The organism is Citrobacter sp. Cpo142, assembly GCF_030332425.1.
In the GTDB taxonomy this organism is placed as follows: Bacteria; Pseudomonadota; Gammaproteobacteria; order Enterobacterales; family Enterobacteriaceae; genus Citrobacter; species Citrobacter portucalensis.
Map to the genome: position 1 here is coordinate 25,428 of NZ_JAOWHW010000148.1, position 14,508 is coordinate 39,935.

Here is a 14,508-nt window from a genome sequence, read left to right on the forward strand (position 1 = left end):
TTAATTAATGGGCTGACGCGGTAGATTCTTTCTGTGCTACAGCCTTAAAACGGTTGGCAATAATGGTGGAAATACAGGTCAGGCCCATGACGGTAACCATCACAATCGCCATTTGCAGCGCATTGCTGGATAAGAACGGAGAGGCAAATGCGGGGACATAAGCCACGCCTTTAACGTTAAAGAAACCCAGCATCATGCCGCCCAGACCGGCCCAAACGATTGCTGAACCAAAGACAATTTTGTTGGCAAACATGAACGGATAGGCCGATTCAACGAAGGTCCCAAAGCCGAGGTTGATAAGCAGGCCGGGTGTCGCGACGGCAGCTTCGCTTTTTTCTCGTGGTGCGATGACGTTAGCCAGGTTGATTCCTGCAGCAACCATCACCAGGCCTACCATATCGACAGCGCCGAGGAAGCTGACTCCGGATTTTTCCATTTCCAGGAGCACCAGCGGCAGAATGACTGCGTGATAGACTCCCCCCAGAATAGCTGGCCAGATAACCAACCCAGCCAGCAGGCCGGCAAGAATAGGGCTGAAGGCCAGCGTGGTTTCGATAGCCAGTTTGATGTAATTACCTGCTGACAGCGCCAGTGGACTCAGCAGATAGTGCATGATTAAGCCAGCGGCCAGGCCCGAGATCCCACCCGCTACAATGTTGACGGTGGTCATCGGAAAGCGCCAATTCAGGCATAGTTCAAACAGCCAACGAACGAAAATCCCGGCCATCAAACCACCGATGATCCCGCCAATCAGACCACCTTCGACGGAAAGCACCCCGGCGACCACCCCGGCAACAATAGAGACTTCATCCAGTTCCGAAATCTGTTTTGCTGCGAGAACCGCAACTAAAACCGGCAGGCCCTTCAGCAGAATTTCAAATATATCGTTGAGTTTTTCCAGGCCAGGAATGTGACTGAGTGCGAGCACGATTGCCATAGCGATAAAGCCCGGCAGCGCAGGGATCATTATGCTGCGAATATTGAAGCGCTTAAGCAGACTTTTTCCAGAACCGCCCTGTGAAGGAGAAGCACTGCCCAACTGTGGTTTGTATTTAACACCCCAGTGCTTACACAGTGATGCGATGAAGGAAACTGCGCGGGTTCGACTGGTGGTACCCGTCGTGCCCGATGTTGCGACGACATTTGCCCCCTTTGCCGCCACTAGCGCCATTGAGGTTCCGCCGGTGCCAACAATCGGTGTTTTCATTTCAACAGCTGCGGCAAAGACCGCCTGGTTGGCCTTCACCGGATCGGCGCTCATCACGATGATCCCGTCGATCTCACCGTTACGGATCATTTCAGCAATCCTGCAATCGCTCTCAACTACCGAGTCGTTCACATCTGAAAGTTTGCCCTGAAATATCCTTTGTGGTTTTTGTTGGTTTTCTGTGGTTAGTGCAAATACCGACGCTGGCGTGTGAGCTTTGGCAACGTCCATTGAGGCTTCTGCCGCAATGAACTGCACAGCGGCAACTTCCACTCCTGCGGCTTCGCACTGCTGGTAAATTTCCTGGAGTAGCTTTTCTGGTTCAGCACCACCCAGGTTGTAGAGGTTGCCTCCACTGCTTCCAATAATCGCAATTTTTTTCATAGCGGCCTCGAAGATAGGGTAAGGGTTTATCTGTGTTGTAGTGAAATCATATTCCCAATTAAAACAAACTAAATCAACATTAGAAAAATGATTAAATTTGAATTAAAAACAGGTTCGTTTGTGTATTTTATTGAAAAATAACAATTAAATAATTATTTTGTTTTATGTTGATGTTTGTTGTTTTGTGATGGGGTTCAAATGCGGGTAGGGAGAAATGGAGGATGCCTCCTCCATTTATGAAGATTAGTGTTGTTTTACTGAGTGTGGTTTCTCTTCAATCGACTTACCGGACCAGTAGCCTGCCAACAGCGAACCGGAAAGGTTGTGCCAGACGGAGAATAACGCGCCAGGCAGGGCGGCAAGCGGGCCAAAGTAGATCTTGCCCAGCGCAGCGGCAAGTCCTGAATTCTGCATGCCCACTTCAATTGCCAACGTACGGCAGGTTGACTCGTCGAAACCAAACAATTTTCCGCCCCAGTAGCCGCTGAGCAGGCCAATGGTGTTATGTAGGATTACGGCGATAATCACCACAAAGCCGACGGATGCAATGTGCGAGGCAGAACCCGCCACGACGGCGCTGATGATTGCCAGAATGCACACCATTGAAAATGCGGGCAGATACGGTTCCACGACTTTTACGACGCGTGGGAACAGGTGGTGAATGACCAACCCCAACGCAATTGGAATGACCACGATCTGCAGGATACTCAGCAGCATACCCATCACATCCACCTGGATATGCGCGTCGACATACAGCCGTGTCAGCAGCGGTGTGGCGACAACGCCGACCAACGTTGAAACCGATGAAATAGTCACAGAGAGCGCCACATCGCCTTTTGCCAGATAGATCATTACGTTTGATGCTGTTCCGCTGGCGACGCTACCGACCAGCACCATCCCTGCGGACAGTTCCGGCGGCATATTAAAAGCCAGCGCCAAAATCCATGCGGCGAGCGGCATCACCAGATAGTGCAGAAAAATACCTGCCGCGACCGGTGCAGGACGTGAGAGTACGCGTTTAAAGTCGTCTACCTTCAGGTGAACGCCCATACCGAACATGATCAGCATCAGTAACGACGGCACGAATGGCCCGACAGGCGTAAAGGTGGTGGGCGTGTAATACGCAACAACAGAGAGCAGCAGTGCCCATAACGGGAACAGCCGCGTGAGAGTAGCGAGCATGTTATATTCCTTGCGATTGAAATGTGTTGTGTTGTTATAAAAAAGCCGGGATCGAGCCCGGCTATAGTTATTGTTTATCGCGTGATGGAATATTATTCAAACAAATTATGTTTATGTTCCGCTGCGAACGCTTTCCCAGCTCAGCCCGAAGCGGGCGAGATATTTGCGCAGGCGGTCTGCATCGTTAGGATTGGCTTTTTTCTGCCGTGAGACGGCAAACAGTTCGCGTCCGGCTTCCGACAGCGACGCGCTGCGGCGGCACACTTCCAGCACCGTTTCTAACTGGCGGCGATCGAAAAGGTCAATGTCCATGTTCAGTTCCGGTTGCGTATCGTTAATCTGCCAACTCTCTTTTAACAGCGCAATTTCTTCTTCGACAAGGGATAAGGTGATGCGTCCCTGTTCGGCAAGCGTCGCCATTCGCGCGATGGATGAACTTAGCTCGCGAAAATTGCCGCGCCACTGCGCCTGTGGGGAGCAGGCAAATGCCAGATAACAAGCACGTGCCTCTTTGTCGAAACGGATCTGCATCTGTTTACTGCTGGAAAAACGGTGTAGCTCATACTCGACGTTCGGAGCGATATCTTCCCGCCGCTGCGCCAGACCGGGCAGGGCGAAGTTCCACATATTGATACGCGCGTAGAGATCTTCGCGAAAACGGCCCTCGGCGACCCATTGCTGCATATCACGATGGGTTCCGGCAATCAGTTGAAAATCGCTCTGTACTTCTTTGTCCGATCCAAACGGGAAAAAGGTTTTTTCTTCAATCGCTTTTAGCAGCATAGCCTGCTCGTCTAACCCCAGTTCGGCTATCTCATCGAGAAACAGCACGCCGCCATCCGCTTCTCGCAGCAGTCCGCTGCGCGCCGTGAGTGCGCCAGTAAACGCTCCTTTCACGTGACCGAACAACGTAGACATCGCGTTGTCGCCACGCAGGGTTGCGCAGTTGACGGCGACCAGTTTTCCCGCCACCAGATGCCGCGACTGGCGTAGCTGAAAAATACGTTTCGCCAGAAAGGATTTACCCGCGCCGGTGGGGCCGGTGAGCAGGATCGGGTCGGTCGAACGTAGGGCCACACGCTCAATGCGATCGATCAGTTTATTGAAGGTGGCGTTGTGCGTATCAATCCCGGCCTTCAGAAAAGAGATCGACTGCTGCTGTTCGCGCTGAAAACGACTGGTGAGCGTGGCGTAGCGGCTTAAATCGAGATCGATTATCGAGCAAACGCCGGCGGCAACGGCCTCATCCGATGAACCGGCTAGTGCCGGGCTGGTTTGCAGCAGGCTGGCGGGCAGGTAGCGGGCTTCCGTTAGCAGAAACCAGCAGATCTGCGCGACGTGCGTCCCGGTGGTGATGTGCACCAGATACTCTTCGTTTTCCGTATCAAAGCTGTAGTGGGTGGCGAAGTCGAGAAAGGCGGCGTAGACCTCTTCAAAATCCCAGGGGTCGTTAATAGTCACGGCATGCGGGCGTACTTCGGTGTCAGGTGAGAGCAGCGCGACGTCTTCAATCAACCTTTGCGCCATGCCTTCATCGCGTGGCTGGTGGAGCAGTTCCAGTCTGTCGACAGGGAAATCAGGCTGTTGGCACAATCCAACCGTGGGGCGCCACTTTTTAAACCGATTGGCGCGTTTACCGCGTTTGTCCAGCACCGTACCCAGTACGCCAATTACAACCCGCCGCTTTTTCATGGTTTATCCAAAAAGATAAGTTAAGAGATTAAAAGATAAAAAAATTAACCGAGTGAGACAACTGCCAATATTGGCGACAACAATTAAATTTATATAAATCAATTCATTAAAAATAAATTCTGACGATTTTCATTTCTGGCACGCTTCTGGCAATAACTCTTACGTCAATCACGCTGAAAACGCAGGGGGTTAAACCCCGCCGGCACGTCAGGAACGGCACAGGCTGTTTTCCGGGAGTGTTCCGTCAGCCGCTGACACACAGTGGGTTCGATTCCCAATTTCATCCTCCGAATGAAAACTGGTTGTTAATCAAAGGTATAAAGCGGAGTAATGTGCAGTTAGCACGCTCCAGAACAGGCTGCCGGTAATGATGCCGTGCGACAGGCAAAAGGGAATTCCCCTGTCGCTTCGCCCCTGCACCCGCACCTGACTCACAATAAGGAATAAAAAATGAAGAAAAAAATCACTATTCGTAAAGGCCAGCTTGGCCTTTTATCCCGACAGGGTGATTACTATCAGGTACTGGATGCAGGTGAACACCGTTTGCCATGGTTTAACACACCGGATGTTCTGGTGATCAATACCGATGGCAGCGAAATTCCGGAAGCACTGGCGGAGTATTTACGTCGCTTCCAGCCTACATGGGTGGAGCAGTACTGTGTGGTGGCCGATTTAACCGATACCGAAGCGGGTGCGCTGTATGTGAACGGCGTCTTGCAGGAAATTTTGCCACCGGGAACGCGCCGTCTGTACTGGCGCGCAGAGGAAGCACTGAAGCTGGTGCGTATGGATACTCGTCAGGTTTCGGTACCGGTTGAGGTGATGAATGCAGTGTTACAGCCACGACGTAACGGTACGGTGAACGGTCGTGAAGCTATCTTAACGGTACAGGTTCCTGCGTGGCATGTTGGTGTGCTGAAAATTGATGGCGAAACCCAGACGCTGTTGCCGCCGGGGTTGACCGCATACTGGAAGGTAAACCATCTGATTGAAGCCGAAGTTGTTGATACTCGTTTACAGGTACTGGAGGTCGGTGGACAAGAGATCCTGACCAAGGATAAGGTCAACCTGCGTTTAAATCTGGCCGCAAACTGGCGTTATGGCGATGTGTTGCTGGCTTTTGGCCAACTAACCAAACCGCTGGATCACCTTTACCGCGAATTGCAGTTTGCCCTGCGGGAAGCGGTGGGAACGCGCACGCTGGACGAGCTGCTGGAAGATAAGCAGGTGATCGATGAGGTGGTGAGCGCACAGGTGAAAGCCCGAATGACGCCATTTGGTATAGAGGTCGCTTCGCTCGGCGTGAAAGATATTGTCCTGCCGGGGGATATGAAGGCCATCCTGTCCCAACTGGTTGAAGCTGAGAAATCCGCCCAGGCCAACGTGATCCGCCGTCGTGAAGAGACTGCCGCGACGCGATCGCTGTTGAATACCGCGAAAGTGATGGAAAACAACCCGGTGGCGCTGCGCTTAAAAGAGCTGGAAACCCTTGAAAGAGTCGCTGAACGTATCGATAAAATCTCGGTGTTCGGAGGCCTGGATCAGGTGCTGCACGGCCTTGTGAACATAAAAGGATAAGAATAATGAGCTACAACACAGTGGACGGCGCGATGCGCGAAAAGGTATTGCGCCAGCTAAAAGAGGTAGAGCAGCGCTATGGCGTCAGGGTGCTGTATGCCTGTGAATCCGGCAGTCGTGGCTGGGGATTTGCCTCGCCGGACAGCGACTACGACGTGCGATTTCTCTATGTTCATCCGCCTGAGTGGTATCTGCGGGTCGAAGCGCCACGAGATGTTATCGAGTTGCCGATAGATGATGAGCTGGACGTCTGCGGTTGGGAATGGCGCAAGGCGCTGGGGTTACTGAAAGGCGCAAACCCTACGCTTATCGAGTGGCTGGATTCGCCAGTGGTCTATCAGCAGGATGAAGTGACCGTGTCGGCGCTGAAAGCGTTGGTGCCCAAATGGTTTTCCCCGCTACGTGCCCGCTGGCACTACTACTCGATGGCGCGAAAAAACTTCCGTGGCTATCTGCAAGGTGACGACGTGCGATTGAAAAAGTACTTTTACGTCATTCGGCCGCTGCTGGCGGTGCGTTGGGTGGAAGCGGGGAAAGGCGTGCCGCCGATGCGTTTTGCCGACCTGCTGGCGGGAAGTGAACTGGATGCGCCGTTGCGTCAGGAAATTGATGAACTGCTGGAACGCAAGCAGTGTGCAGGTGAAGCGGAATACGGCCCTCGTTGTCCACTGTTGCATGCGTTTATCCGCGCCGAACTGGAAAGAGGAGAGATTCCGCCGACGTTACCGGATTGCCGGGAAGGCGATGTCAGGGAGCTGGACAGATTGTTATATGAAACGGTGATGCGGTGAAACTGCCCGATGGTACAAGAGCCATCGGGCGTTGGTATCTACTCATTCAAACAAATTATGGTGCAGCTTCTGTACCACTTGTTCGGCTTCAGTACCGGGCACCAGGAAGCACAGGTTATGGCTGGATGCGCCGTAGCAAATCATGCGGATGTTGAACGGTTCCAGTACGCCGAATACCTCTTTACCCACGCCACAGGCTTTAGACAGGTCGTTGCCAATCAGTGCCACCAGCGCCAGGCCTTCTTCCACTTCAACCCGACACAGGGCAGACAGTTCCATCAGCAGAGACTGTGTTAACAGTGTATCGCCGGTGGAGGTGGAACCTGTAGTATCCAGTGTCAGCGCCACGCTGACTTCGGATGTGGTAATCAAATCTACCGAGATATTGTGGCGTGCCAGGATGCCGAACACTTCCGCTAAAAAGCCGCGAGAGTGCAGCATATTCAGGCTATGCAGCGTTAGCAGCGTTTGCTTACGGCGCAGTGCCAGCGCCCGGAACAGCGGTGGATTCGCGGTTTTATTGCATACCAGCGTACCGCCTGCTTTTGGATCCTTACTGGAGCCAACAAACACCGGGATATCGCTACGCACGGCTGGCAACAACGTTGCCGGGTGCAGCACTTTCGCGCCAAAGGTCGCCATTTCTGCGGCCTCTTCAAAGGCGATTTCATCAATACGCTGCGCCGCCGGAACAACGCGCGGATCGGTCGTGTAAATGCCTGGAACATCGGTCCAGATATCGACGCGCGTGGCGTGCAGCGCTTCGGCCAGCAGGGCAGCCGTATAATCGCTCCCGCCGCGCCCCAACGTGGTGGTGCGGCCTTTGCCTTCACTGCCGATAAAGCCCTGAGTAATCACCAGACCTTCGCTCAGACGTGGGGCCAACTGGAGCGTTGCCAGTTCGGCTAGCGCCGCGACGTCAGGCTCTGCGCGGCCAAAACGATCGTTGGTGCGCATCACTTTACGTACGTCAAACCACTGCGCCTGCACGTTGCGCTCACGCAGGATCTCGACGAACAGCAGGGTAGACATCAGTTCACCGTGGCTGACCAGTTCGTCGGTCAGCGCGGTTGAGGTCGCCAGTGACGCCGCTTCTGCCAGCGTGGTGATGTTTTCCAGCAGACGTTCGATCTCTTCACGGATCACGTTTGGATAACGCAGGCGCTCCAGAATATTGAACTGAATTTGACGAATGGCATCGAGTTTTTCGAAGCGCGCGGTTGGCTCCAGCCCTTCAGCCAGTGCGACCAGCAGGTTGGTGATCCCCGCAGAAGCGGAAAGTACCACTACACGGACGTTAGCATCAGAAAGCACTACATCAGCGCTGCGATTCATGGCATCAAAATCCGCCACGCTGGTACCGCCAAACTTGGAGACAACTACATCAGTCATAACTACCTCGTGTCAGGGAATGAATAGAGCGACCATGGCACATAAGGCAGAACAGAAACCGGTGCAGGCGCAAATGCAAATACCGTATTTATAAATAAAATGTGTAGCTTGCACTGTCAACGCTGGGATTATGCGGATTTTTCATGCTGCAACTGCGTTGAGTAACGGTACTAATAACAACGCTGATAACAGCTATACTTTTTAGCCACGTTTGGCGGATGCCCTGGCAATGGCATTAAAACAATCACACTTTTCTGTGACTGGCGTTACAATCGATCTCAGTCACAATTCTCAAAATCAGAAGAGTATTGCTAATGAAAAACATCAATCCAACGCAGACCTCAGCCTGGCAGGCACTACAAAAACACTTTGAAGAAATGAAAGACGTTACTATCGCGGATCTTTTCGCGAAAGATAGTGATCGTTTCACTAAGTTTTCCGCGACGTTTGACGATTTGATGCTGGTGGATTTCTCCAAAAACCGCATCACTGAAGAGACGCTGGCTAAACTGCAGGATCTGGCGAAAGAAACCGATTTGGCGGGCGCCATCAAGTCCATGTTCTCCGGTGAGAAAATCAACCGCACTGAAGACCGTGCCGTGCTGCACGTGGCGCTGCGCAACCGTAGCAATACGCCTATCATCGTTGACGGCAAAGATGTCATGCCGGAAGTGAATGCTGTGCTGGAGAAGATGAAATCCTTCTCTGAAGCGATCATCTCCGGAAGCTGGAAAGGCTATACCGGTAAAGCCATCACTGATGTAGTAAACATCGGTATCGGCGGTTCTGACCTCGGCCCGTTCATGGTGACCGAAGCGCTGCGTCCGTACAAAAATCACCTGAACATGCACTTTGTGTCTAACGTCGATGGTACGCACATTGCCGAAGTGCTGAAGAAAGTGAACCCGGAAACCACGCTGTTCCTGGTCGCTTCCAAAACCTTCACCACCCAGGAAACCATGACCAACGCCCACAGCGCGCGCGACTGGTTCCTGGCGACCGCAGGCGACAACAAGCACGTTGCCAAACACTTCGCTGCGCTCTCCACCAACGGTAAAGCGGTTGGCGAGTTCGGTATTGATACTGCCAATATGTTCGAGTTCTGGGACTGGGTAGGCGGTCGTTACTCCCTGTGGTCTGCAATCGGTCTGTCCATCATCCTGTCCGTAGGCTTCGACAACTTTGTTGAGCTGCTCTCCGGTGCGCATGCGATGGACAAACACTTCTCCACCACTCCGGCTGAGAAAAACCTGCCGGTGCTGCTGGCGCTGATCGGTATCTGGTACAACAACTTCTTCGGTGCCGAAACCGAAGCGATTCTGCCGTATGACCAGTATATGCACCGTTTCGCGGCTTACTTCCAGCAGGGCAACATGGAATCCAACGGTAAATACGTTGACCGTAACGGCAATGCGGTGGATTACCAGACTGGCCCAATCATCTGGGGTGAGCCGGGTACTAACGGCCAGCATGCGTTCTACCAGCTGATCCACCAGGGCACCAAAATGGTTCCATGCGATTTCATCGCGCCGGCCATCACCCACAACCCGCTGTCGGATCACCATCCGAAACTGCTGTCTAACTTCTTCGCGCAAACCGAAGCGCTGGCATTCGGTAAATCTCGTGAAGTGGTTGAGCAGGAATACCGCGACCAGGGTAAAGATCCGGCAACGTTGGACCACGTTGTGCCGTTCAAAGTGTTCGAAGGTAACCGCCCAACGAACTCCATCCTGCTGCGCGAAATCACCCCGTTCAGCCTGGGTGCGCTGATTGCACTGTACGAACACAAAATCTTCACTCAGGGCGCTATCCTGAATATCTTCACCTTTGACCAGTGGGGCGTTGAGCTGGGCAAACAGCTGGCGAACCGCATTCTGCCAGAGCTGAAAGATGGTTCAGAAGTGAGCAGCCACGACAGTTCTACCAACGGTTTGATTAACCGTTATAAGTCCTGGCGTGCCTGATAGCACACTCTTGTAGGCCGGATAAGGCGTTTAGCCGCATCCGGCATTAATGAAATAAAAAGCCGATATTAATATCGGCTTTTTTGTAAGAATGCTCCAGGATATCTACGTTTTAACTTCATACCTTAATTGAGCTTAATCCTAAAAAAATTTTATTAATGTTATTCAATTTCTTATTTTTCGGATTTACCGGATGTTGCATTTTAATTTTTATATTTTAATTTATTGATTTAGCTGTCTTTATTGTATTTTCTAATCATTTTTCCTTTCGTTATCTAATTATCCTAAATTCCCGCATGGCGTAATTTGCACACTTTGGTTTGTGTATACTCGATCTCGCCCGAAATTCTTTTGGGTAAATCTCCATTCATACAATGAAGGGAATTTTTAATGAAAAAAGTTCTGTATGGCCTGTGGGCTATATCTGCGCTTGCGGCGACTTCTGTCTATGCTGCCCCCGTTCAGGTGGGTGAGGCGGCAGGGTCGGCTGCCGCGTCGGTTTCGGCAGGAAGTTCCTCCGCAACCAGCGTGAGCACCGTAAGTTCTGCGGTGGGGGTTGCCCTGGCGGCGACCGGTGGTGGTGATGGTTCTAATACCGGAACCACAACCACCACAACCACCAGTACCCAGTAATAAAGGTACGTTTAATTCTAACCACACTTCGGTGTGGTTATTTTGGAATTGCCAAAAGTCTGTGGGATTTGTAGGCCGGGTAAGCGTCGCTCCACCCGGCAATAATGCGGAGAAACGTCGTGAAGCGACCAGCGCTCATAATGGTTTGCCTGTTACTGCAGGCGTGCTCAGCCACCACCGAAGGGTTGGGGCATTCGCTGTGGGATAGCGTGTTTGGTACTCCCGGTGTACAGATGACGGACGATGAAATCCAAAATATGCCCTACGCCAGCCAGTATATGCAGTTAAACGGCGGTCCCCAGCTGTTTGTGGTACTCGCGTTTGCGGAAAACGGACAGCAGAAATGGGTGACTCAGGATCGGGCTATTCTCGTCACGCAGCATGGGCGCATTGTGAAAACGCATCTCGGTGGGGACAACCTAATCGAGGTGAATAATCTGGCGGCAGACCCGCTCATCAAACCCAATCAGATAGTCGATGGCGCAACGTGGACCCGCACGATGGGCTGGACCGAACATCAGCAGGTACGCTATGCCACCGCACGCTCAGTTTTCAAATGGGATGGCGCAGACACCATCAAGGTTGGCAGCGATGACACGCCGGTACGGATCCTCGATGAAGAGGTAACCACCGATCAAACGCGCTGGCATAACCGCTACTGGATCGACAGTGAAGGGCAGATTCGCCAGTCGGTACAGTATCTTGGCGCGCATTACTTCCCGGTGAAAACCACGCTGATTAAGGCGGCAAAATCATGATCAAACGAGCCGTTATGGCGCTGCTGTTGAGCCTGAGCGCGGCGTCTGTTTTTGCTGCGGGCAGCGTTAAGGTCTTTACCTCCGCCAGCGAAGAGCCAAAAACGCTGACCGGGGCCGAACATCTGCTCGACCTGGTCGGACAGCCGCTGTTGAGCAATAGCTGGTGGCCAGGTGCGGTTATCAGCGAAGAGCGGGCAACGACGGAGGCGGGACGTCAGCAGCAGGCATTACTGGCTCGCCTGGCGACACTGGGCGCTGAAGAAAGCGGTGACGATGCTGCCGCTATCAACGCATTACGCCAGCAAATTCAGGCGTTGAAGGTGACCGGCAGGCAGATGATTAATCTTGACCCGGATGTTGTGCGCGTCAGCGAGCGAGGCAACCCGCCGTTGCAGGGCAATTACACGCTGTGGGTCGGAGCGCAGCCAACGCATATCACGCTGTTTGGCCTGCTAAGCCATCCGGGTAAACAACCGTTTATGCCCGGGCGTGATGTTGCCAGTTATCTCGATGGGCAAAGTCGGCTCAGCGTCGCGGATCGTAGCTTCGCCTGGGTTATCTATCCCGACGGGCGCACGCAAAAAGTACCGGTCGCTTACTGGAACAAACGTCACGTTGAGCCGATGCCCGGCAGCATCATTTATGTCGGACTCTCTGATGCTGTCTGGAGCAGCACCCCGGATGAAATTAATGCCGACATTCTTCGCACCCTGACCCAGCGGATACCCGAATAATGAGAAAAACTTACCTGCTCAGCGTATTGGCGCTGGGCGTAAGCGTTGCCTGCCATGGTGAAACCTGGCCCGCGCCCATTGGACCTTCCCAGTCCGATTTTGGCGGCGTGGGGCTGCTGCAAACCCCAACCGCACGCATGGCGCGCGAGGGCGAAATGAGCCTCAATTACCGCGATAACGATCAGTACCGCTACTACTCTGCGTCGGTGCAGCTCTTCCCGTGGCTGGAAACCACGCTGCGCTATACCGATGTGCGTACCAAAAAATACAGTAGCGTGGAGTCATTTTCTGGCGATCAGACTTACAAGGATAAAGCTTTTGATCTCAAACTGCGGCTGTGGGAAGAGAGCTACTGGATGCCGCAGGTGGCGGTTGGCGCGCGGGATATTGGCGGAACTGGCCTGTTCGATGCGGAGTATATTGTGGCGAATAAAGCCTGGGGGCCGTTTGATTTCTCGCTTGGCCTGGGCTGGGGATATCTCGGGACCAGCGGTAACGTCAGCAATCCGTTTTGCTCATACAGCGATAAATTCTGCTATCGCGATAACAGCTACAAGCAGGCCGGTTCTATTGACGGCAGCCAGATGTTCCACGGCCCGGCATCACTGTTTGGCGGCGTCGAGTATCAGACGCCCTGGCAGCCGTTGCGTCTGAAACTGGAGTATGAGGGAAACAATTACCAGCAGGATTTTGCGGGCAAGCTGGATCAGAAGAGCAAGTTTAACGTCGGCGCTATTTATCGCGTCACCGATTGGGCCGACGTTAACCTCAGCTATGAGCGCGGGAACACCTTTATGTTTGGGGTCACGCTGCGGACTAACTTCAACGATCTGCGGCCAAACTATAACGACAATGCCCGCCCGAAATATCAGCCACAGCCGCAGGATGCCATCCTGCAACATTCGGTGGTGGCGAATCAGCTAACGCTGCTGAAATATAACGCCGGACTGGCCGATCCTAAAATTCAGGTGCAGGGCGATACGCTGTATGTGACCGGTGAACAGGTGAAATACCGTGATTCGCGCGAAGGGATCGAACGTGCCAACCGGATCGTGATGAACGATCTTCCCGACGGGATCCGCACGATCCGTATTACGGAAAATCGTCTTAACTTGCCGCAGGTGACGACCGAAACGGAGGTTTCCAGCCTGAAGCGTCATCTGGAAGGTGAACCGTTGGGCCATGAAACCCAGCTGGCGCAAAAACGTGTTGAGCCCGTGGTGCCGAAAAAGACCGAGCAGGGCTGGTATATCGATAAGTCACGCTTCGATTTCCACATCGATCCGGTGCTTAACCAGTCGGTGGGCGGCCCGGAAAACTTCTATATGTATCAGTTGGGCGTGATGGGAACGGCGGATTGGTGGGTTACCGATCACCTGCTGACCACCGGGAGTTTGTTCGCCAACCTCGCCAATAACTATGACAAATTTAACTACACCAACCCGCCGCAGGATTCGCATTTGCCACGAGTGCGTACCCATGTGCGCGAGTATGTGCAAAACGATGTCTACGTGAATAACCTACAGGCCAACTACTTCCAGTCACTCGGAAACGGGTTCTACGGACAGGTTTACGGTGGCTATCTGGAAACCATGTACGGCGGAGCGGGGGCAGAAGTGTTGTATCGTCCGTTAGACAGCAACTGGGCGTTTGGTGTTGATGCCAACTACGTGAAACAGCGTGACTGGCGTAGCGCGCAGGACATGATGAAATTCACCGACTACAGCGTGAAGACCGGGCATTTGACGGCGTACTGGAATCCGTCATTCGCTCAGGATGTACTGGTGAAAGCCAGCGTGGGCCAGTATCTGGCGGGAGATAAGGGCGGAACGCTGGAAGTGGCGAAGCGCTTTGACAGCGGCGTTGTGGTAGGCGGCTATGCGACCATCACCGACGCCTCGCCGGATGAGTACGGAGAGGGTGATTTTACCAAAGGGGTGTACGTATCCGTGCCGCTGGATCTGTTCTCGTCTGGCCCGACCCGCAGCCGTGCGGCGATTGGCTGGACGCCGTTAACGCGTGATGGCGGCCAGCAGCTTGGACGTAAGTTTGGTCTGTACGACATGACCAGCGACAGAAGTGAGAACTTCCGTTGATGTGAATGTTGATCGCCCGGTGGCGCTACGCTTACCGGGCCTACAGTACGGCTGTAGGCCGGATAAGGCAAAGCCGCCATCCGGCAAGGACCTTCTG

General features: G+C 53.2%; 11 protein-coding genes. 7 read left to right on the forward strand and 4 right to left on the reverse strand.

Annotation, left to right across the window (positions count from 1 at the left end):
* Positions 1-4: 4 nt before the first annotated feature.
* From OGY18_RS25065 to rtcR, 3 genes are all read right to left on the reverse strand, one after another.
* The gene (locus OGY18_RS25065) at positions 5-1,591 is read right to left on the reverse strand and encodes a PTS sugar transporter (RefSeq protein WP_187392909.1); all 1,587 of its coding nucleotides are present in this window, start codon (positions 1,589-1,591) and stop codon (positions 5-7) included.
* Between the two features lie 243 nt (positions 1,592-1,834).
* Positions 1,835-2,773, reverse strand: coding sequence for a ketopantoate/pantoate/pantothenate transporter PanS (panS, locus tag OGY18_RS25070; RefSeq protein ID WP_032942083.1), 939 nt, complete (start codon positions 2,771-2,773; stop codon positions 1,835-1,837).
* A gap of 111 nt (positions 2,774-2,884) precedes the next feature.
* Positions 2,885-4,465, reverse strand: a complete 1,581-nt coding sequence (gene rtcR, locus OGY18_RS25075) for an RNA repair transcriptional activator RtcR (protein ID WP_286554715.1) — start codon at positions 4,463-4,465, stop codon at positions 2,885-2,887.
* Positions 4,466-4,915: 450 nt separating this feature from the next.
* Between rtcR and OGY18_RS25080 the strand changes: the two genes are divergently transcribed.
* Positions 4,916-6,043 carry a slipin family protein gene (locus OGY18_RS25080; RefSeq protein WP_286554717.1) on the forward strand — a complete coding sequence of 376 codons (1,128 nt, stop codon included), beginning with the start codon at positions 4,916-4,918 and terminating at the stop codon, positions 6,041-6,043.
* A gap of 5 nt (positions 6,044-6,048) precedes the next feature.
* Positions 6,049-6,834, forward strand: coding sequence for a nucleotidyltransferase domain-containing protein (locus tag OGY18_RS25085; protein WP_286554719.1), 786 nt, complete (start codon positions 6,049-6,051; stop codon positions 6,832-6,834).
* A gap of 42 nt (positions 6,835-6,876) precedes the next feature.
* Here the strand turns inward: OGY18_RS25085 and lysC are convergent, their stop codons facing one another.
* On the reverse strand, positions 6,877-8,226 hold the full coding sequence (lysC, locus tag OGY18_RS25090) for a lysine-sensitive aspartokinase 3 (protein ID WP_003826556.1): 1,350 nt from the start codon (positions 8,224-8,226) through the stop codon (positions 6,877-6,879).
* Positions 8,227-8,540: 314 nt separating this feature from the next.
* On the opposite strand from lysC, the gene pgi reads away from it, so the two are divergent.
* The 5 genes from pgi (at position 8,541) to OGY18_RS25115 (ending at position 14,411) form a co-directional block, all read left to right on the forward strand.
* Positions 8,541-10,190 (forward strand): glucose-6-phosphate isomerase, encoded by a 1,650-nt coding sequence (gene pgi / locus OGY18_RS25095; RefSeq protein WP_003826559.1) that lies wholly within the window; start codon positions 8,541-8,543, stop codon positions 10,188-10,190.
* Between the two features lie 390 nt (positions 10,191-10,580).
* The gene (gene yjbE / locus OGY18_RS25100) at positions 10,581-10,823 is read left to right on the forward strand and encodes an exopolysaccharide production protein YjbE (protein WP_003826562.1); all 243 of its coding nucleotides are present in this window, start codon (positions 10,581-10,583) and stop codon (positions 10,821-10,823) included.
* 119 nt (positions 10,824-10,942) lie between these two features.
* A complete protein-coding gene (locus tag OGY18_RS25105; protein ID WP_286554720.1) occupies positions 10,943-11,581 on the forward strand; it encodes a YjbF family lipoprotein in 639 nt (212 codons plus the stop codon).
* A complete protein-coding gene (locus OGY18_RS25110; RefSeq protein WP_149282099.1) occupies positions 11,578-12,315 on the forward strand; it encodes a capsule biosynthesis GfcC family protein in 738 nt (245 codons plus the stop codon). The genes OGY18_RS25105 and OGY18_RS25110 overlap by 4 nt, the downstream gene beginning before the upstream one ends.
* Entirely contained in the window at positions 12,315-14,411 is a 2,097-nt protein-coding gene (locus OGY18_RS25115) for a YjbH domain-containing protein (RefSeq protein ID WP_286554723.1), read from the forward strand. The genes OGY18_RS25110 and OGY18_RS25115 overlap by 1 nt, the downstream gene beginning before the upstream one ends.
* Positions 14,412-14,508: the final 97 nt, after the last annotated feature.